General features: G+C 38.7%; 13 protein-coding genes. 4 read left to right on the top strand and 9 right to left on the bottom strand.

Annotated features, from left to right (window positions below; genetic code table 11):
• Positions 1–10 precede the first annotated feature (10 nt).
• The gene (locus BUA97_RS09505; RefSeq protein WP_072997614.1) at positions 11–2,704 is read left to right on the top strand and encodes a hypothetical protein; all 2,694 of its coding nucleotides are present in this window, start codon (positions 11–13) and stop codon (positions 2,702–2,704) included.
• A gap of 13 nt (positions 2,705–2,717) precedes the next feature.
• Here the strand turns inward: BUA97_RS09505 and BUA97_RS09500 are convergent, their stop codons facing one another.
• The 7 genes from BUA97_RS09500 to BUA97_RS09470 all read right to left on the bottom strand — a co-directional run bounded on the left by BUA97_RS09500 (position 2,718) and on the right by BUA97_RS09470 (position 10,896).
• Entirely contained in the window at positions 2,718–3,212 is a 495-nt protein-coding gene (locus tag BUA97_RS09500) for a low affinity iron permease family protein (protein WP_072997613.1), read from the bottom strand.
• Between the two features lie 74 nt (positions 3,213–3,286).
• On the bottom strand, positions 3,287–5,536 hold the full coding sequence (locus BUA97_RS09495; protein WP_072997612.1) for a zinc-dependent metalloprotease: 2,250 nt from the start codon (positions 5,534–5,536) through the stop codon (positions 3,287–3,289).
• 224 nt (positions 5,537–5,760) lie between these two features.
• Positions 5,761–6,066, bottom strand: coding sequence for a 30S ribosomal protein S10 (rpsJ, locus tag BUA97_RS09490; protein WP_002661363.1), 306 nt, complete (start codon positions 6,064–6,066; stop codon positions 5,761–5,763).
• Between the two features lie 18 nt (positions 6,067–6,084).
• Entirely contained in the window at positions 6,085–8,202 is a 2,118-nt protein-coding gene (gene fusA, locus BUA97_RS09485; protein WP_072997611.1) for an elongation factor G, read from the bottom strand.
• A 6-nt stretch (positions 8,203–8,208) separates the two neighbouring features.
• Positions 8,209–8,685, bottom strand: a complete 477-nt coding sequence (gene rpsG / locus BUA97_RS09480) for a 30S ribosomal protein S7 (protein WP_072997610.1) — start codon at positions 8,683–8,685, stop codon at positions 8,209–8,211.
• A 23-nt stretch (positions 8,686–8,708) separates the two neighbouring features.
• Complete coding sequence (gene rpsL / locus BUA97_RS09475) at positions 8,709–9,122, bottom strand: 30S ribosomal protein S12 (protein ID WP_002983146.1); 414 nt, start codon at positions 9,120–9,122, stop codon at positions 8,709–8,711.
• Positions 9,123–9,312: 190 nt separating this feature from the next.
• Entirely contained in the window at positions 9,313–10,896 is a 1,584-nt protein-coding gene (locus BUA97_RS09470) for a hypothetical protein (protein ID WP_139258293.1), read from the bottom strand.
• Positions 10,897–11,016: 120 nt separating this feature from the next.
• Between BUA97_RS09470 and BUA97_RS09465 the strand changes: the two genes are divergently transcribed.
• A complete protein-coding gene (locus BUA97_RS09465; protein ID WP_072997608.1) occupies positions 11,017–11,493 on the top strand; it encodes a Dps family protein in 477 nt (158 codons plus the stop codon).
• A 39-nt stretch (positions 11,494–11,532) separates the two neighbouring features.
• Here the strand turns inward: BUA97_RS09465 and BUA97_RS09460 are convergent, their stop codons facing one another.
• The gene (locus tag BUA97_RS09460) at positions 11,533–13,125 is read right to left on the bottom strand and encodes a hypothetical protein (protein ID WP_072997607.1); all 1,593 of its coding nucleotides are present in this window, start codon (positions 13,123–13,125) and stop codon (positions 11,533–11,535) included.
• Positions 13,126–13,225: 100 nt separating this feature from the next.
• Here BUA97_RS09460 and BUA97_RS09455 point away from each other — a divergent pair, with 100 nt between their 5' ends.
• Entirely contained in the window at positions 13,226–14,860 is a 1,635-nt protein-coding gene (locus BUA97_RS09455) for a T9SS type A sorting domain-containing protein (protein ID WP_072997606.1), read from the top strand.
• A 242-nt stretch (positions 14,861–15,102) separates the two neighbouring features.
• A complete protein-coding gene (locus BUA97_RS09450; protein ID WP_072997605.1) occupies positions 15,103–18,468 on the top strand; it encodes a methylmalonyl-CoA mutase family protein in 3,366 nt (1,121 codons plus the stop codon).
• A gap of 56 nt (positions 18,469–18,524) precedes the next feature.
• On the opposite strand, the gene BUA97_RS09445 is transcribed toward BUA97_RS09450, so the two are convergent.
• Positions 18,525–20,792, bottom strand: coding sequence for an aconitate hydratase (locus BUA97_RS09445; RefSeq protein WP_072998560.1), 2,268 nt, complete (start codon positions 20,790–20,792; stop codon positions 18,525–18,527).
• Between the last annotated feature and the right edge of the window lie 221 nt (positions 20,793–21,013).

Below are 21,013 nucleotides of genomic sequence, written 5' to 3'. Positions count from 1 at the left end.
AAACCGTATTATGAAAAAATTCATTCTGAGCTTTGCTTTTGCTTCTCTAATTTTCAGTCATTCCAACGCCTGCGCCTGGTATGATCCGGATTACGATTACTTCAACCTGTTCACACAGAATATCATCCGGGACAAATCTTACACACCTTTTTTGCTGACTTATTCGGCACAATTTTATGATGATGAAAATGGAAGTGTTCCTAATGACAATATAGAAAGCTGGCAAAAATATTTTGGAAACCGATTAAGCTATCGCGATACGGAGCATTTGGTTAATCACGTTGCACTTCAGGAACTGAATACTATCAAATCCGGAAAACCTTCTTCAGATTCTGTTCTCTCCAAACTAGGAAGCTCTTTTTATGTAAAATATAAGGAAGGAATCGATTATCTGATTGAAGCCAAATATCTGGAGCCTTATATGCGTATCAGCTTTGTGGAAAGTCCGGACTCATTCTACTACCGATCAGAAACAGATAACAAGAATGCCACTCATCTGGATTATAACAAAACAATTGCTGTACTTACCTCCTTATATAATGCGGCCAAAAATCCTGAAATAAAATTGCGCTATGGCTACCAGCTGGTCCGCTTTAATCATTACACCAGAAATTTTCAGGAATCTGTCAGTGCCTTTCAAAAATATGTCTCTCCGTTAAAACTTAAATCCGTTCCTTATTATCTCGCTTTGGATCAGTTTGCAGGTGCTCAACGCGGCCTAGGAAAAAATGAAGAAGCCAACTGGAACTTTTTTCAGGTTTTCATCAATTCAAAATCACTGAAGAGAGATGCTTTTGTATCGATGAAGCTTTCTGACACCGCTTCTTTTAATAATATACTTAAACGCGCCGGCAATGACAAGGAAAAAAGCATGGCCTATTTCCTGCTCGGTTATCAGGATTTTAACAATCCTTTGCCGATGATGGAGAAGATCTATGACATCGATCCCAATTCGGAGATGCTGAAAGTCCTGGCTGCACGGGCCATCAATGAACTGGAAAGAAATTATCTTCCTGTATATTATTATCAGAATCCAGAAACAAATAAAAACAATGCTGACGATCCGAAAACTTCTGAAACCGTTAACTCAAAAAAAGAAGCTTCACTTTGGCAAAGAATCATCCGTTGGTTCAAAAACCTTTTTGGATCAGGATCGGATGAAAAAACGCAACGCAGCAATGACCTGTCGGATAAGCAATATCTTGATGATCCGGACAGAATTCCTTTTTATAATAAACCGGAATACAGCTACTATGATGAGAAAGACAAGCCTGATAACTATCTCGCTGATCTGGAAAAATTCACCGACAAGACGAAAGACCAAAGCAATGATGAGTTTTGGAAAATAGCGGATGCCTATCTGAAATTCCTTAATAAAGATTATGAAGGCAGCAAGGACATCCTAGAAGATATAAAAACAACGGACAAGTCTTATCTTTCTCAAATTCGCAGAATGAAAATGCTGAATGATATTGTCTCCCAGCCAAAGATCACATCCGAATTTGAAGAACATCTTTACAAAGATTACCGAGAGTTTTTCGAGGAAAAACCGAAGAAAACAGAAACTGACAGTACCGCTGAAAACTATGGTTATGAAGCTTATACCGCACCTTCTACTAAAGATTTCCTGAAAGATGTGCTGGCAAACCGTTACTATCTTCAGGGTGATGATGCAAAATCCTTCCTTATGAACAACCAGCTGACAGATCTCCGCTACAATCCGAATCTCGATCTGGCAAAAAAACTTCAGGCATTCTTTAATAAAAAGGACAAATCCACTTTTGAAAGCCAGATCATTGCGAAGAACATCAATAATGTAGGGAATACCGACGCTTTTTTCAGTTTGATATATGGTGATTTTGCAATGAGAAATGCTGATTTCGCAAATGCTAAAAAGTACTACGGAAAGGCAACCGAATTTTCAGGGATTCCGCTTCCGGAAGGACATTATGATTATGAAAGCGGAAATTATATAAAATATCAGGATACTTCCGGGATGTATAACGGTTTTAGAAACATCTCCGGACTGATCTTCGGACATAATGTTTGGGAAAGCTATCAAAGTCCGGACAATATCTCGATGAAGGCTGAAAATTTTGTGAATGAATTCCCATTCATAAAACAAAATATGAATAAGCTGGAACTTGCCGATGCTGTTCTGAAGCTTCAGAAAACAGGAAACGCAAAAGGTGATATCGCAGCAAAAGCCAATCAGTTAATCGGCAATTTACTTTATAACACTTCTGTTCTTGGTTACTACCGCGAAGTTTTCGTGATGGATATCGATAATTCGAACGGTGGAAAATATTATTTCGGAAGCGATGCAAGTCCCTTCAGGTATTATTATAAGAATTACAGTTCCAATGTTTTTATAAAACCTGATAATTTTGATCTTGCTATTCAATATTATAATAAAGCGTTGCTCAACGCAGCGGACAACGAGCAAAAAACAAGGATACTTTTCCAGATGGGAAGTGCGGAACAGGGCAAATATTATCAATGGGAAGCCAGACAGAAAAGTATTCCTTATGATGATAAAAACTGGGAACAGAAATCAAAACAGCAGGAAGTTGATTTTGCTAAAATGAAAAATGAAAATTACAGAACTTATTTCACTCAGCTGAAGCAAAAATTCGGAAATACACAAACAGCAAAAACCCTTACGGGGAGCTGTTCATACCTTGATTATTTTATGAAGCGATAATATAAAAAAGGAATCATTTCGATTCCTTTTTTTGATTTTGTTTACTGAGCCATTCCTCATGTCGCTTTTTGAAAGCTTCTAGTTTATGATCCTGATTCCGGTGTGCTGCATCGATGGAATGTGACTGATGGATGTCTCCGTCTTCTTCTGCAAAATCAGAAAGTTTTTCATAAAAGCAATGCAGCTGATCCAGTTCTTTTTCAGTAAGATCTTCTATATCTACAATTCTGTTGCTGGCTTTCTCGTTGGATGCAAGGAGCTCGTTTAGCTTGATTTGAATTGCTTTTGAATCTTTGTTTTGTGCTTTCTGAATCAGGAATACCATCAGAAACGTAATAATTGTTGTTCCTGTATTGATGACAAGCTGCCATGTCTCCGAATAGTCAAAAACAGGACCTGTAACAGCCCACACAATCACAATTGACGTGGCAGCTATAAATGCTCCCGAACTGCCTGTAAATTTAGTTGCCCAGTTTGCAAATCTTTCAAAAAAGTTTTTATTTTTCATAGGGTGAATTCAAATAGTTTATAAAAATAAGACCTCTAAAAAATAGAGGTCCTAAAGTTATTAAAAATCCATTACTAATCTTTTACAAACTTAGTTTTGATTGTTGCACCTGCATTATTCACATTGATAAAATAAACACCTTTCACCAATTTGTTGACAGCAGCCTTGCCATTGTCCAATGTTCCTTTGGAAACGATTTGTCCAGCTGAATTGAAAATCTCATAGGAAGCATTAGCTGCGACATTAGAGACAGTCAGGATTTCTTTAACAGGATTCGGATAGACCTGAGCAGATTTTGCGCCGCTGATATCTGATACTGCTAATGTGCCTACCGTGGCCGCCTTTACAGCATAAAACACATTACCTATTGCAGAGACTCTGATATGACCCGATTTTCCGGACAATGATGGTGGTACATTTACAGTAGCTGTACCAGAATTGGCAACTGATGCCGCTAAAGTTGTCCAGTTTGCTCCCGAATCAGACGTGAAATCGATCTTCACATTAGCCACATTATAAGGAGAAGCAGCCGTTCCGGACGGTACCCAGTCTACAGTTGAAGTTCCCAGTGTCAGCGAGGTAGTACTTACTGTGAAAGCTGCAGCTGATCCCACAGTGATGGTCTGGTTCGCAAATGCAGTTTGTGCTTGTCCGCCTGCTTTGTTATCTCTTACTGTTACTCTAAATACAGTTGACTTTGCAACTGATGATGTGGATTCCCATTTTGACAAGTCTCTGACATTGCCTGCAAGAACAGTTGACAAGGCAGGGAAATATCTCGTTGGACTTGCTGTTGGAGGCAACGATCTAAATCCTGCACCAACAGTTGTTTTTCCAAGCTCGTGTGATGCTCCCGACACATTCATAATCCCTGCATTGGTTGCCCAAGGTTGTCCAATCGATGAATTTGATGTCTTGAATTCTTCCCAGCAATAAGTCAGTGCGTCACCATCCGGATCTGTGGCATTTGCTGTCAATGCGAAAGCTGTATTTAATGGTATTGTATAAGAAGTAGTCATTGGCGTAATTGCTGGTGGGTTATTTGCAATATCTGTCTCTACATCTACAGTTTTGGAAGCTAAGTTGGCCTGTACTTCATCAATACTTCTAGAATGGAAATAGGGATCTGAGTGAGCCTGAACATCTAAACCGGCACCTGTAATGCCCGCATATCCCATAATAGTTGATCCAGATCCGGGTTCCATATTGGATCCGGTTCCTTCATACCAACTATATGTATGATAGTCTCCCAGCTGATGACCCATCTCATGCGCCACATAATCTATATCAAAAGTATCACCCATTGGTGCGCCTGTTCCAGGAGATGTTATACCACTTCCTTTATAGTTATCAGGTGCAATATATGCGTATCCACAGCCTCCACTAGAAGCAGTATAAGAGGTTGTTGCTGTGTCATTGCTACCGATGCAGCCTATACATCCAGCGTTGCCTCCTCCTCCGGTTCTACCAAAAAGATGTCCTATATCAAAATCTGCATCTGTAACGCCGTATGTTCCGCCGTGAAGCACATTCATCAACTCATAATTCCATTTGCACATTGATGCTGCCGCACTGTAAGGATCTGTTGATGCGTTTGTAAAAATAAGATTCGGAGCGTTGATGACATTTAGGTGTAGGTTGAATTCCTGTTCAAAAACACCATTAACCCTTGTCATCGTAGCATTGATCTGAGTAAGCGCACCAGCTGCGCCACCGAAATATGCACCATATTCACCTGTCACAGAAACAGCAAGTCTTAGAGTATGGTATTTTTTATTATTAGATTGTTGAGCTGCTGCACTTTTTGCTAGTTCTTTTAATCTTTCAACAGATTCAGAACTCTCCTTGGTTCCGCATACAAACGCACCAGTTTTGCTTGTTTTGCCATGAACTGAATAATAAGCTTTATCAGCGGTAGCTGGTTCTATAAATTCATACTTCCCGTTACTTACGGTCATTGACTGGAAATCATTCGGTGCAACACTGAATCTTACATATTTTGTTGGGTCATCGATACCGACTCCGACATATGATCCCAACTGATATTGATTTGCCAACGCCTCATCCATAACAGGGAAGCTAGTTACTGCAAACCGTTCAGTTTTGCCATCCAATGTAGGCATGCTGATGGTGACAGATCCGGCTTTGTTACTAACTTTATCAGCAGCCAGCAACTGACCTCTTATAGTCTCGATGTCTACCTTGTAATAAACATTGTTATCACTTTTTGTAGTCACATCTGAATTAGGTAAAGCTTTCCTCCATTGTCCATATACCAATGGGATAATGCCTAAGACTAATAATGTTGTTAATTTTTTCTTCATATTTTATAAATTAAGGCGACAAATGTAATATTTTATTATGAATCTATTATGAATTTAAAATAAATAATAAATATTTAACAATTAGATTTAATTTATCTATATAACTATCAATTTTAATAAATTTGATAAATAGAATTTTAAGCTTTTTTTAAGGTGTAATAAAAAATATAAAAAATCCCTTCTCAAATCTGAGAAGGGATCTTTATCATAGCAAAGTGGAATTATCACACTTTAATTTCTACGTCAACTCCTGAAGGAAGTTCTAATTTCATTAGAGCATCAACAGTTTTGGAAGAAGAAGAGTAGATGTCCATCAATCTCTTGTGAGCTGATAATTGGAACTGCTCTCTTGCTTTCTTGTTTACGTGCGGAGATCTCAACACAGTGAAGATTCTCTTATTTGTTGGTAATGGGATTGGACCGTTTACAACAGCACCAGTCGCCTTTACCGTCTTTACGATTTTCTCTGCAGATTTATCTACCAAGTTGTAATCGTAAGATTTAAGTTTTATTCTGATTCTTTGTGACATTTTAATCTAATTTAAATATTAACCTTTTGCCTTAGCGATTACATCTTCAGCAACGTTCGTAGGAGCAGCTTCGTATTTCTCGAATTCCATAGAAGATGTTGCTCTACCTGAAGACAAAGTTCTAAGAGAAGTTACATAACCAAACATTTCAGATAGTGGAACGAAAGCCTTAATAACTTTTGCGTTGTTTCTATCATCCATACCGTTTACAGTACCTCTTCTTCTGTTAAGGTCACCTACGATATCACCCATATATTCTTCCGGAGTTACAACTTCCAGTTTCATAATTGGTTCCATAATTACCGCTTTGGCAGCTCTACCAGATTCCTTGAATCCCATTTTAGCAGCCAATTCGAAAGATAACTGATCCGAGTCAACCGCGTGGAAAGATCCGTCCTTAAGAACGATTTTCATCGCCTCAACTTCAAATCCTGCCAGTGGACCGTTCTTCATGGCTTCTCTGAATCCTTTTTCAACAGAAGGGATAAATTCTTTTGGAATGTTACCACCTTTGATTTCGTTGATGAATTCAAGACCTGTCTTACCTTCGTCAGCAGGACCAATGGTGAATACGATATCAGCGAACTTACCTCTACCACCAGATTGCTTTTTGTAAACTTCTCTGTGGTTAGCAGTTTGTGTAAGAGCTTCTTTGTATTCTACCTGAGGTTGTCCCTGATTTACTTCAACCTTAAACTCTCTTCTCATACGGTCAACAATAATGTCAAGGTGAAGCTCACCCATACCTGAGATAATAGTTTGTCCTGAAGCCTCGTCAGTCTTAACCTGGAATGTTGGATCCTCTTCAGCCAATTTAGCTAAAGCGTTACCCATTTTATCCTGGTCAGCCTTAGTTTTAGGCTCAACAGCGATACCGATTACCGGATCTGGGAAGATCATAGACTCAAGAACGATTGGGTTCTTTTCATCAGATAATGTATCTCCTGTTTTGATATCTTTAAATCCTACAGCTGCACCAATATCACCAGCTTCGATAAACTCAACCGGATTTTGCTTGTTAGCGTGCATCTGATAGATTCTGGAAATTCTTTCTTTGTTACCAGATCTTGTGTTCAGAACATAAGAACCAGCATCCAATCTACCTGAATAAGCTCTGAAGAATGCCAATCTACCTACGAAAGGGTCAGTAGCAATTTTGAAAGCCAATGCAGAGAAAGGTTCCTGAACAGATGGTTTTCTTTCGATTTCAGCGTCAGTTCTTGGGTCTGTACCTGTAATGTTATCCTTATCTAGTGGAGAAGGAAGATATTTACAAACAGCATCCAACATAAACTGTACTCCTTTGTTTTTGAAAGAAGATCCACAAGTCATTGGGATGATAGAAAGATCGATAGTCGCTTTTCTAAGTGCTTCGTTGATTTCCTCTTCAGAAATTGAATCCGGATCTTCGAAGAATTTCTCCATCAAAGTTTCATCATAGTCAGCTACAGCTTCTACTAATTTCTCTCTGTATTCTAGAACTTCATCCTTCATATCTTCCGGAATTGGAACTACCTCGTAAGTAGCACCTTGTCCAGCCTCATCCCAGATGATTGCTCTGTTTTTGATTAAGTCTACAACACCTTTGAAGTCTTCTTCAGCACCGATTGGTAAAACGATTGGAACGGCGTTGGAACCTAACATTTCTTTTACTTGTTTTACAACGTTCAAGAAATCAGCACCCTGACGGTCCATTTTGTTTACGAATCCCATTCTCGCAACTTTATAGTTGTCAGCCAATCTCCAGTTGGTTTCAGACTGAGGCTCAACTCCGTCTACTGCAGAGAAAAGGAATACCAATCCATCCAATACTCTCAAAGATCGGTTTACTTCTACTGTGAAGTCAACGTGTCCCGGTGTATCGATGATATTGAAGTGGTAAGGCATTGTTTCAGGCAATTTCTTACCTTGGTCTGTTGGAAAATTCCAGTTACAAGTCGTTGCAGCAGAAGTAATGGTAATACCTCTTTCTGCTTCCTGCTCCATCCAGTCCATTGTAGAAGCACCATCGTGAACCTCTCCAATTTTGTGGTTTACACCTGTATAGAATAAAATCCTTTCAGTAGTCGTAGTTTTACCGGCATCGATGTGCGCAGCAATACCAATATTTCTTGTAAATTTAAGATCTCTACTCATTTCTAATTAGAATTTAAAGTGTGAGAAAGCCTTGTTAGCTTCCGCCATTTTGTGAGTATCAGATTTCTTTTTGAAAGCAGCACCTTCTTCTCTTGAAGCAGCTACTACTTCGTTAGCCAATTTCAAAGCCATAGACTTATCATTTCTAGCCTTAGAATATTTGATTAACCATTTCATAGCCATAGAAATTTTTCTATCTGCTCTGATTGGCATAGGAATCTGGAAGTTAGCTCCACCTACTCTTCTGGAACGTACTTCTACGTGAGGCATAACGTTTGTTAATGCATCTTTCCAGATTTCAAGTGAAGTTTTTTCAGTATCTCCTTTTTTAGTTTCTACAATATCCAATGCATCATAGAAAATTTTGAATGCGATTGACTTCTTACCGTCAAGCATTAAGTTGTTTACGAATCTCGTTACCAATTGATCATTAAACTTTGGATCTGGTAACAACGGTCTTTTTTTCGCTTTCGTCTTTCTCATTGTTTCTGTACCTTATTTAATGATTATTTTTTCTTACCTTTTGCAGGTGCTGCAGCAGCTTGTCCTGGTTTAGGTCTCTTAGCACCGTACTTAGATCTTCTCTGAGTTCTTCCATTGACACCAGCTGTGTCCAATGCACCTCTTACGATGTGGTAACGTACTCCCGGTAGGTCTTTCACCCTTCCGCCTCTTACCAATACTATCGAGTGCTCTTGAAGATTATGTCCTTCGCCCGGGATATAAGCGTTGACTTCTTTACCGTTAGAAAGTCTTACCCTTGCTACTTTTCTAAGTGCAGAGTTAGGTTTCTTAGGAGTGGTAGTATATACTCTCGTACATACACCTCGTCTTTGTGGACAAGAATCAAGGGCAGCCGATTTGCTCTTCTTGGCAAGCGTGGCTCTTCCTTTTCTTACTAATTGTTGAATAGTAGGCATTTAATTGCTTTTTATTTTAGGGTGCAAAAATAGGAATAATTTTTCAATCTGCAAACACCTGTATGAAAATTAAATACTTACATTTTAAAGAAGCGGTTCAATGGCCTTTAAAGTATATAAAGAATCATAATATTGTAAAAAACAAAATCTGTACATCAAGAGAGAGCCGGATACAAATAATACAAAAAATCTATTCTGAAATTTTGACTTTTACATGGCTGTTCCAGGAAAAATCTTTTATATTCTGCTTTAACGATTCATGAATGTCCGGATCTACTGCATAAACAAATACCTGTTTTGATCCCAGCACAGCATTCAAACCTGTGATTTCCAGCATAGCTACTTTTTTCCAGTTTTCCGGGATGCGCCCTTCTGTCCATTCATCATACAATATGGCGAGCTTAAAATCATGCTGAGCAGTGCTATCCATAAGAAAGTTTCTGAACCTTTCATTTTGTCCTGCTTTTATTTTAAAAGGCACAACCTCTTTTGATCCAAGCCCCATAATATCCAGCAGATGAATGTTGGTAAAATAACAGACCGCACCTATATCGTTAGCTACCAGCGCATTGTTATTATAATATTTTTTAAGAAACCTCGCAGATTGTACCTGCTGCTCATAGACATTCCGGCTTCCTATTATAATCAGAATACAGACAAGTGCGATCTTGAGGATCAGAGTCATAGTAATTGATGTGATCAGGAAGGCTGACTGTCTATTCTGCTTTAATAGAAAATTTCCGTTTATAAAAAGTTTTTTTATTTTCGGAATAGCTGCTATCACAAAAATAGTGAGAAGAAAAGCTTCATACCTGAAAAAATTCGTAAACTGTCCGAATAAGCCATAAATAAAGAATGTGATCCCAAATGTAATCAGAAGGAAATTATTCAGAACCACTTGTCGTAAGTTCAGCTTTTTTTTATAATCCTGAATAATTAAAAGAACAGAAAGACATAAGGGAAACAAACCTGCAAAATAAAAATAAGGATTTAAAATAATCTTACTCAGAAGCACATCCATGATCTGTCCCGGATAATCTCCGGAAAAATCAAGCCTTGTCCCTTTTATAATTACAGAGTTAGGAAAAAAATAGCCGGCTTTCTGATAATTAAAATATCCAAAGATCATTACCGGAATAAAACCATGCAGCAAAACATATGCGCTGTTTTTATACTGCCTGAGCAGCAGAAAAACAAAAGCAATCGCCAGAAAATAAAACATGCTTTCAAACCTGATCAATCCCAGCATTGTAATTGTAAAAAAGAACCAGCCGGAAAAGATGTAATTTCTGAAGCCAGACAGTTTCCATTTTTCAAAGTAATAAATATTGGTCACCATGACCAGCAATTGTAGCACATGCTCCATCCCGGAAAAAACGAGCAAGTGAACGGATGTAAAAAGAAGGGTAAAGACAGATGCAAAAACAATGGCTGCATTCTCCTCAAACTGATCCGAATAATATCTGTTCAGGAAGTACAAAATCAGTCCGGCACAAATCAGATTAAAAACAAGAGGAATCAACTGTTGGTTGCCAAAAACAGTGATAAGACCGCTCAAGACGAATGTAAACACCGGAGAGGAAGAAGAGGAAGAAAAATCATATTCCGTTACGCCCCAGACGCCATGTAATGAAAAATTTTTCGCCATCGCAAGATGAATGTAAGCATCATCTAATATGTAAGTAAAATTATGCTCCGTTTGCGACAGCATAATAAGGATATATATAACACACATCCCAAAAAAGACACCAGCAGTAATTAACAAACTCTTCATTCTGATGCAATATTAATACTTCCAAACTGTTTTTTAAATCTTTTTCATAATTATCTTCTATTACTTTCAATGGACATTCGGCATAGTTTTTTCTAAATTTGTTGATATAAAAATAAACTTATGAAAAATGCAGCACTAATCGGTCTTAAAGAGGCTGATTGCAAAAAAATCTCAGAAAAGCTGAATATCCTATTGGCCAATTATTCAGTATTCTATCAGAATACCAGAGGTTCACACTGGAACATCAAAGGTGAACAGTTTTTTACACTGCATCCAAAATTTGAAGAATTATATAATAATCTGGTTCTTAAAATTGATGAAATTGCAGAAAGAATCCTTACACTTGGCGCAACGCCGGCTCATAATTATTCGGATTACCTGAGTGTATCCACTATCAAAGAAAGTAAAGAAGTTACCGATGGCAACAAAAGTGTTGAGATCATTCTCAATTCGTTCAGGGTTGTTATCGATTTACAAAGAGAGCTTCTGAATATTACAGATAAAGCCGGTGATGAAGGAACCAATTCACAGATGAGCGATTATATCACAGAGCAGGAAAAAGAGGTCTGGATGTATAATTCTTACCTGGGAAAATAAATTTTATAAAATTTAAATCCAGCTTATGCAGCTGGTTTTTTATTTATAATAATGTTCCTTGACATTTTTATTCAGATCGAAATTCTTTAGGTTTTGCCAAAGAATATCAGCTTCTTTTTTATTGAAAGCATACCAAACAACGGTCGTATTGGCAACTCCCGTTTTTTGCTGAATGGTCCAGGAAGCAACGGGAATCCATGGTGATGGGACACCATCAGGAAACCACTTCGGGTAAATAACTGCCACACGATAATTATTTTTGTTGATGTAATCCGACATAAAAGTGTGATACCGCTTATCGAGAATTGCTGGTTCCAGATGTTTATTTTCCAGATAAAACCCGGCAACGTTTGTAGAAGCAAGACCTGCAATATCAAATATCCGGACGTTTGAAAAATAAGAGATAGCACCGATGTCATTGGCAACAATTTTCTGTCCCTGATAAAAGTGAGAAAGCAAACGCGCCATTTCTACCTGCTGTTCTTCTATATTTTTAGACGCATATTTTATGACCTTATAATTGAAGGCGAGACTGTAAAGACCATAAGCCAGGACAAGTGAAAAAGATGCCAGTACGATATTTCTGTAAAGTGAAAAATTCTTTTTGACATTGGTTCTTTTCGCAGATTCAGTCACAGCAGGTGTTATGATCAGCAATACTGCAGCCAGAAGATAGCTTTCATAACGAAAACGGATCACGGCAAACAGACTATGTAAAACCACTGTTCCCATCACGGTTACTATAACAATTTCATTATGAAGCAGTTTTTTCCAACCTATTTCTTTATAGTTATAAACGAAATAGGCCGTAATTATAACAATTGGTGCCAGAAAAAGTTTATAGAAAGAGAGATTCTGTATTATCCCTTTTCTGACAATACTCCAGATGCTCATGAAAAAATTGGATTCGGGATAATTTCCTTTCATCAGAAGTGAGTTTGGGAAAAAGTAGCCGCCATTGTTTACCGAAAAGATGCCGAAAACAATGATGGGCAAAAAGCCGGCAAATAAAACCATCAAGCCTATTTTCCATTGTTTCCTGAGAACAAGTAAAAATGCCAGAATCGAAATGAAGAACATACTTTCAAATCTAATTGCACCAAAAAGAATTGAGACAAAAAACAATTTCAAAACATCCGATTTAGCAAATCCTGATCTTATATTTTTCTGGAGATAGTATATTATCATCACCGTAAGAAGGACGTGTAATGTCTGCTCCATCCCGATGAGCACCATATAACAAAGCTGACAATAAGGAATCAGCAACGCCAGTCCTAAGATAAGTTCGCTTATTCCATAAAAATCACGAAAATACCTGTATACATAATATACAATTGCATATCCTGAAAACACATTGATAATCAACGGATAATAAACATTATCACCAAACACTTTTATAAAACTGCTCAGCACAAGCGTATATAAAATGGATGATGATGCGCTGTCAAAACTATCAGGATTCACGCCCCAGATACCGTTTTCTGTAAAATTTCTCGCCAGTGCAAGATGGATATAGGCATCGTCAAGCGGATAGATAAACGCGTTTCCGGAAAGGCTGGAATAAGAAAGATAAAAGTAGAACCCGAGAATTAATGTAAATATTGCAATAAAAAAGTATAAGTATCGTGACATAGTTTTAAGTTTCCTTTTGCGAAAATAATCATTAATTTTTTTAAAAATAAACAAACCGATTCCATTATATATTATATTTGCGTTTTAATTTTGCACAGATTTGAAAAAAATTATATTCTTTTTACTGATTTCCAATTTTGCCGTTGCACAATGGAGCATCTCCAATGCAGAGCGCAGCGCGCTGATCAGCATATACAATTCTACAAACGGAAAGAACTGGAACCGGCCGTGGGATCTGGAGAAAGATCCAAGGACCTGGTTTGGCATCTCTGTAAAAAACGGAGCTGTTGTAGAACTCAATTTAGCTGGTAATTCCCTGAAGGGCAGTTTTCCTTCCAATATCTCTTCCTTCACAAGACTTACAAAAATAGATCTCAGTAATAATCAACTTTCCGGCGAAGTTGCCGCTGGGATTTCCTCTCTGAGTTCTCTGACAAAGTTAGACATCAGCAACAACAGATTTACAGGCGATCCAACAAATGCATTAACAGGGCTTTTCAATCTGGAAGACCTTGCATTGGGTGGAAACTTTTTTACAATTCCCGATGTTAATGGGATGTTGCAAAATTTTAACAATATCAAAATTCTCAATATTGCAGATCTCGCATTAACGAACATTCCCGCAAAGATCACGGCTTTTCCAAACCTGGAAACGCTGATCCTGGACAATAATCCTGTCCCTGCAAATGCCTTTGCCAATATCGCAGGACACCCAAAGCTTGTTTCGCTTTCACTTTCCGGGATGCAGCTGGCTCAGATTCCTGTTCAGGTTGCTCAACTTACGCCATTGAAAAACCTTAATCTAAGTAATAATAATTTTACAGATCAGAATACTTCCGGTTTAGCGACACTCACCAACCTGGAGTGGCTTTCTTTGGAAAATAACCAGCTGGCTCAAATTCCTCCGCAAATCCCTCAACTAAAAAAAATCCAGACGCTTAATCTGGGAAGAAACAAAATCTCGGGCGGCATTGCTTTACTGACAGGATTAACTAATCTTCAGCAATTATTTCTGAACAACAATTCTCTTTCTGGCAATTTCCCTCAGGAATTTCTCTCTATGCCTAAGCTTTTGATGCTGAATCTTAATAGCAATCAGCTTTCCGGTGATCTGAATGACCGCTTACCTGAGATCACACATCTAAGCAACAACAGATTTAACAAAACTCAGCTTTCCAGTTACATCGTAGATTATAATCTGCAGACCGAGCTGGACTACTCACCACAACGATATGATTCTGAAAAAGAAGTTCTGGGTGTTATCGGCCAGCCTGCAAAGCTGGAACAGTCACTCTCCGGCACAGACTACACATTCACTTGGTTCAAAAATCTGGATGAAAAAACCAATACGACCGGTTCTGATTTTAACATCAACAGTGTCAAGGAATCAGATTATGCCAAATATACGGTGGAAGCTTATACCTCTTATGTTTTGGACAATAATATGATCTTTGATCTGTCACTTTTCCGCGAACCGGTTTCTCTGGTAAAATTTCTCGGAACATCTGAAACAGCAAAATATTTCAATATCTTTCCAAATCCAACCATGGATTATCTGAACATTGTAAGTTCAAAATATGATATTCAGAATGTTCATATTTATGACCTCAGCGGTAAACAAATGCTTTCGGAAACCAAATCGAAAATCGATGTTTCCAAACTTCCAAGCGGCGTTTATATGCTGATTATCAAAACGCAAGATGGTAACAAGAACTTTAAATTCATCAAGCAGTAATTTTTTCAGGAGCTTAATCCCGCTTTCCACTATATCTTTTTAGTGATTGCGAACCATGTGCAGTACCTTTTTCGAGACTTTTCAGCGCCATCACAAAAAAGGATGCCGTTGCAATCGGGGCTATGAGGTAATGTTTCCAAATTTAGATTCAGCGAAAAATCTATTATCTATCAGTCTATCATCTTCTATCTATTTCCCATTTCTCAAAAAATATTATCTTTGGGCACAATCGTTTTTTACTAATGGAAACCCAAAAATATACTCCAAAAAATAAAGTCAGAATCGTGACGGCTGCGTCATTATTCGACGGTCACGATGCGGCCATCAATATTATGCGCCGTGTCATTCAGGGAACAGGATGCGAAGTTATCCACCTTGGACACGACAAATCGGCAGAAGAAGTTGTAAACACAGCCATTCAGGAAGATGCGAACGCCATTGCGTTAACCTCTTATCAGGGTGGTCACAACGAATATTTCAAATATATCTATGACCTTTTAAGAGAGAAAAACTCTCCGCAGATCAAAATTTTCGGTGGCGGTGGCGGTGTAATTCTGCCGGAAGAAATCGAAGATATTATGTCTTACGGAATCGACCGAATTTATTCTCCGGATGATGGCCGTGAACTTGGGTTACAGGGAATGATCGACGATTTGGTTCAGAAATCAGATTTCGCAACAGGAAAAGATGTTGATGTAAAAGATCTGGATTCCATCAGTTTTGAAAATTCTACAAGCATTGCGAAAATCATTTCCGCAGTTGAAAACTTCTCGGAAGAAAAACCGGAACTGGTAAAAGCCATTGACGAAAAATCAAAAGACTTACATATTCCGATTATCGGGATCACAGGAACAGGAGGAGCAGGGAAATCATCCTTAACAGACGAATTGGTAAGACGTTTCCTGCGTTCCAATACTGATAAAAAAATTGCGATCATTTCGATCGACCCTTCTAAAAAGAAAACAGGAGGTGCACTTTTGGGCGACAGAATCCGTATGAACGCAATTAATGATCCAAGAGTTTATATGCGTTCGATGGCGACCAGAGAAAACAACGTTTCGGTTTCTCCGTTCATTCATTCTGCTTTGAATGTATTGAAATTGGCTCATCCTGATGTTATCATTCTGGAAACTTCAGGGATTGGACAATCCGGTTCGGAAGTATCTGATTTTGCCGATGTTTCAATGTATGTAATGACTCCGGAATATGGAGCTTCTACACAGTTGGAAAAAATCGATATGCTGGATTATGCAGATTTGGTTGCTTTAAATAAATCTGACAAACGTGGCGCTCTTGATGCGCTTCAAGCCGTAAGAAAACAGTTCCAGAGAAACCATTTGCTGTGGGAACAGCCATTGGATGAAATGCCGGTTTATGCAACAAAAGCATCTCAGTTCAACGACCACGGAACGACAGAATTATACAACAGATTGGTTTCTAAAGTCAACGAGACCCTTCGACAAGCTCAGGGTGACAATGCCCCTCAGTTTAACGGTTTTGTTGAACAGGAAATTACAGACGAAGTAACGATCATTCCACCAAAAAGAGTTCGTTACCTTTCTGAAATCGTTGAAAACAACAGACAGTATGATGCCAACATTGAAAAGCAAGCTGAATTAGCCAGAACAATGTATCATATTGATGGTGTTAAAAAAATTATCTCCAATGAAGCTTTGGACGCTGAATATCAAAAAGCTGAAAAAGAACTTCAACAGGAAAACATCGACTTCCTAAAAACCTGGGACGACACGAAAAAGGCTTTCCACGAAGAGTTTTACTCCTATTTTGTAAGAGGAAAAGAAATTAAAGTGGAGACCTCAACAGAATCTTTATCCCATTTAAGAATTCCAAAAATTGCGTTACCAAAATACAACGATTGGGGCGATTTGATTAAATGGAAAGGCCAGGAAAATCTTCCGGGAGGATTCCCTTTCACAGCCGGGATCTATCCTTTCAAAAGAACGGGAGAGGATCCAACGAGAATGTTCGCCGGAGAAGGAGGCCCTGAAAGAACCAACAGAAGATTCCACTACGTTTCTGCGGAAATGCCTGCAAAACGTTTGTCTACAGCATTCGATTCAGTAACTCTTTATGGACAGGACCCTGCTTTACCGCCGGATATTTATGGTAAAATCGGAAATGCGGGCGTTTCTATTGCGACTTTGGATGATGCTAAAAAACTATATTCAGGATTTGATCTGGTGAATGCATTAACTTCGGTATCAATGACAATCAACGGTCCTGCACCGATGTTGCTGGCTTTCTTCATGAATGCTGCCATCGATCAGAATGTTGAAAAATATATCAAAGAAAACGGTTTAGAGGCTAAAGTAGAAGCTAAACTGAAGGAAAAATTCGACGATAAAGGATTAGCAAGACCAAAATATAACGGAGAACTTCCTCCTTCTAATAATGGTTTAGGCTTAAAATTATTAGGAATTACAGGAGATGAAGTTATTCCTGCGGAAGCTTATGCTGAAATTAAAGCTAAAACAATTGCAACCGTTCGTGGAACCGTTCAGGCTGATATTTTAAAAGAAGACCAGGCTCAGAATACTTGTATTTTCTCAACTGAATTTGCTTTGAGATTAATGGGTGACGTTCAGGAATATTTCATCAAAGAAAAAGTAAGAAACTTCTACTCTGTTTCGATTTCAGGATATCACATTGCAGAAGCGGGAGCAAATCCGGTTTCCCAGTTGGCATTCACATTGGCAAACGGTTTCACGTATGTGGAATATTATTTGTCAAGAGGAATGGACATCAACGATTTTGCTCCCAACTTATCATTCTTTTTCTCCAATGGTATCGACCCTGAATATTCAGTAATCGGACGTGTGGCAAGAAGAATCTGGGCAAAAGCAATGAAACTGAAATACGGAGCCGACGAAAGAAGTCAGATGTTGAAATACCACATCCAGACTTCGGGACGCTCGCTTCACGCTCAGGAAATTGATTTCAATGATATCAGAACTACTTTACAGGCGTTGTATGCAATTTACGACAACTGTAATTCATTGCACACGAATGCTTATGACGAGGCAATTACGACTCCTACTGAACAATCGGTGAGAAGAGCGATGGCGATTCAGTTGATTATCAATAAAGAATTAGGTTTAGCGAAAAACGAAAATCCGCTTCAGGGTTCATTTATTATTGAAGAATTAACGGATTTGGTGGAAGAAGCTGTGTATGCAGAATTCGACAGAATCACCGAAAGAGGCGGTGTTTTGGGAGCAATGGAAACGATGTATCAACGTTCAAAAATTCAGGAAGAATCGATGCATTACGAATGGCTGAAACACACCGGAGAATATCCGATTATTGGCGTAAATACTTTCTTAGGAAAAGACGGTTCGCCAACGGTTCGCCCTGGAGAAGTCATCCGTTCAACTGAGGAAGAAAAGCAGTTCCAGATCGAGATGCTTCATAATTTCCAGAATTCTAATGAAGATAAATCTGCAGAAGCTCTGAAAACATTACAACACGCTGCCATCAATCAGCAAAACTTATTCGAAGTGATGATGGATGCCGTGAAATACTGTTCTCTTGGACAGATTACCAATGCTTTGTTTGAAGTGGGCGGGAAGTATCGTAGGAATATGTAACTACTAAAATAAAAAACCGTTCAAAATCAAATGAACGGTTTTTTATTTTTAAAATGTTAATTGGATTCCATTGCTTTGATGAGGTTGAGCGCAGATCCGGCTTTGAACCATGCGATTTGCCCTGCATTATAAGTATGGTTGGTTTTAATAATGTCTTTAGTTCCGTCAGGGTGAACAAATTCCAAAGTCAATTGCCTGCCAGGCGCAAATTGATCAAGGTCAAGGAAATTGATCGTATCATCTTCCTGAATTTTATCATAATCTTCTTTGTCCGCAAACGTAATTCCAAGCATCCCTTGTTTTTTCAGGTTCGTTTCGTGGATACGGGCAAAAGATTTTACCAACACTGCTCTAACACCAAGATGCCTTGGCTCCATCGCAGCATGTTCTCTGGAAGAACCTTCACCGTAGTTTTCATCGCCAACAACGATCGTCGGAACTCCGGCTGCTTTGTATTGTCTTGCAGAATCCGGAACCGGTTTGTACTGACCATCCAGTTCATTCTTCACATTATTGGTTTCCATATTAAAAGCATTGACGGCACCAATCAACATATTGTTGGAGATATTATCAAGATGTCCCCTGTATTTCAGCCAAGGCCCAGCCATGGAAATATGGTCTGTCGTACATTTTCCATAAGCTTTGATTAATAATCTGGCTCCTGTAATATTTTGTCCGTCCCAAGCCGGAAACTCTTCTAAAAGTTGAAGTCTGTCCGAAGTAGGCGAAACAATAACCTCTACATCAGAGCCATCTTCAGCCGGAGCAATATAACCCGGATCATCTACATCGAATCCCAATCTAGGAAGATCGTCACCGCTTGGCTCATCCAGCATCACTTCCTGTCCGTCTTTATTCTTTAATCTATCAGTCAGGGGATTGAATCTCAAATCTCCTGCAATAGCCATTGCTGTTACGAGTTCAGGCGATCCTACGAAAGCATAGGTATTGGGGTTTCCATCTGCTCTTTTGGAAAAATTTCTGTTAAATGAATGAACGATAGTATTTTTCTCCTGCTTTTCAGCACCTTCACGCGCCCATTGTCCTATGCAAGGTCCACAGGCATTGGCAAAAACCTTACCTCCGATTTCGTCAAAAGTTTTCAGAAATCCATCTCTTTCTACAGTAAATCTTACCTGTTCAGAACCAGGTGTAATGGTATATTCTGCCTTAACTTCAAGATTTTTTTCTTTGGCTTGCTTTGCGACAGAAGCTGCTCGGGCGATATCTTCATAAGAAGAGTTGGTACAAGAACCAATTAATCCAACTTCGATTTTTGTCGGCCATCCGTTTTTCTCAGCAATTTCCTTCATTTGAGAAATAGGCGTTGCCAAATCCGGAGTGAACGGCCCGTTAAGATAGGGTTCCAAGGTATCAAGATTGATCTCGATTACTTCATCATAATATTTCTCAGGTTCTGCGTGAACTTCCGGATCGGCTTTTAAAACGTGGGCAATCGCATCAGCCGCATCAGCAAGATCCTCTCTGTCTGTTGAACGGAGATATTTGCTCATATTCTGGTCATATTCGAAGATAGAAGTTGTCGCTCCCACTTCTGCCCCCATATTACAAATCGTACCTTTTCCAGTGCAAGACAATGAATTAGCACCTTCGCCAAAATATTCGACAATTGCACCAGTTCCACCTTTTACAGTAAGAATCCCGGCAACTTTCAAAATAATGTCTTTTGGAGCAGTCCATCCGTTGAGTTTTCCGGTTAATTTGACGCCAATCATTTTTGGGAATTTAAGTTCCCAAGCCATTCCCGCCATCACATCCACAGCATCGGCACCACCAACACCAATTGCCACCATTCCAAGTCCGCCTGCATTAACTGTATGAGAATCGGTTCCGATCATCATTCCGCCAGGGAAAGCATAGTTTTCTAAAACTACCTGGTGAATAATTCCTGCACCGGCTTTCCAGAATCCAATTCCGTATTTATTAGAAACCGATTGCAGGAACTGATAAACCTCGTTGTTTTTATTTTCTGCTTCGATCAGATCTTTCGCTGCGCCAACTCTTGCCTGGATCAGGTGATCGGCGTGAACTGTTGAAGGAACTGCTACTTTCTTCTTACCCGCCTGCATGAATTGTAAAAGTGCCATCTGTGCTGTTGCATCCTGCATCGCAACTCTGTCAGGCGCAAAATCTACATAAGATTCTCCTCTTCTGAAGCTTTCTTTCAATTGCGAAGGAAAAAGGTGTGCACAAAGGATTTTTTCTGAATAAGTTAGAGGTCTTCCCATAAAAGCCCTTGCATCGTTTACCCTGTTTTCGAAATCAGAATAAACTTTTTTGATCATATCCAAGTCAAAAGTCATATCTCGATATTTTTTATTCTTATTAATTCTGCTGTTTATATCAAGCAGAAATTTTAACCCAATATAATTCATCAAATTCCATTCCTATACCCGTAGATAAAGGATAAATATGATGAATAGTAATAATATTTTGGAACTATGAAGTTAAGGAAAAAATAAAACCGTTGATATTGATCTAAGTTAAAATAATATTAAAGTAATTAAAATGGAAAGATTCTAAA

Origin of the sequence: Epilithonimonas mollis, assembly GCF_900142325.1 — a bacterium.
Taxonomy (GTDB): domain Bacteria; phylum Bacteroidota; class Bacteroidia; order Flavobacteriales; family Weeksellaceae; genus Epilithonimonas; species Epilithonimonas mollis.
The sequence above is the reverse complement of the archived record's forward strand: the minus strand, read 5'-3'. Positions and strand labels throughout refer to the sequence as shown.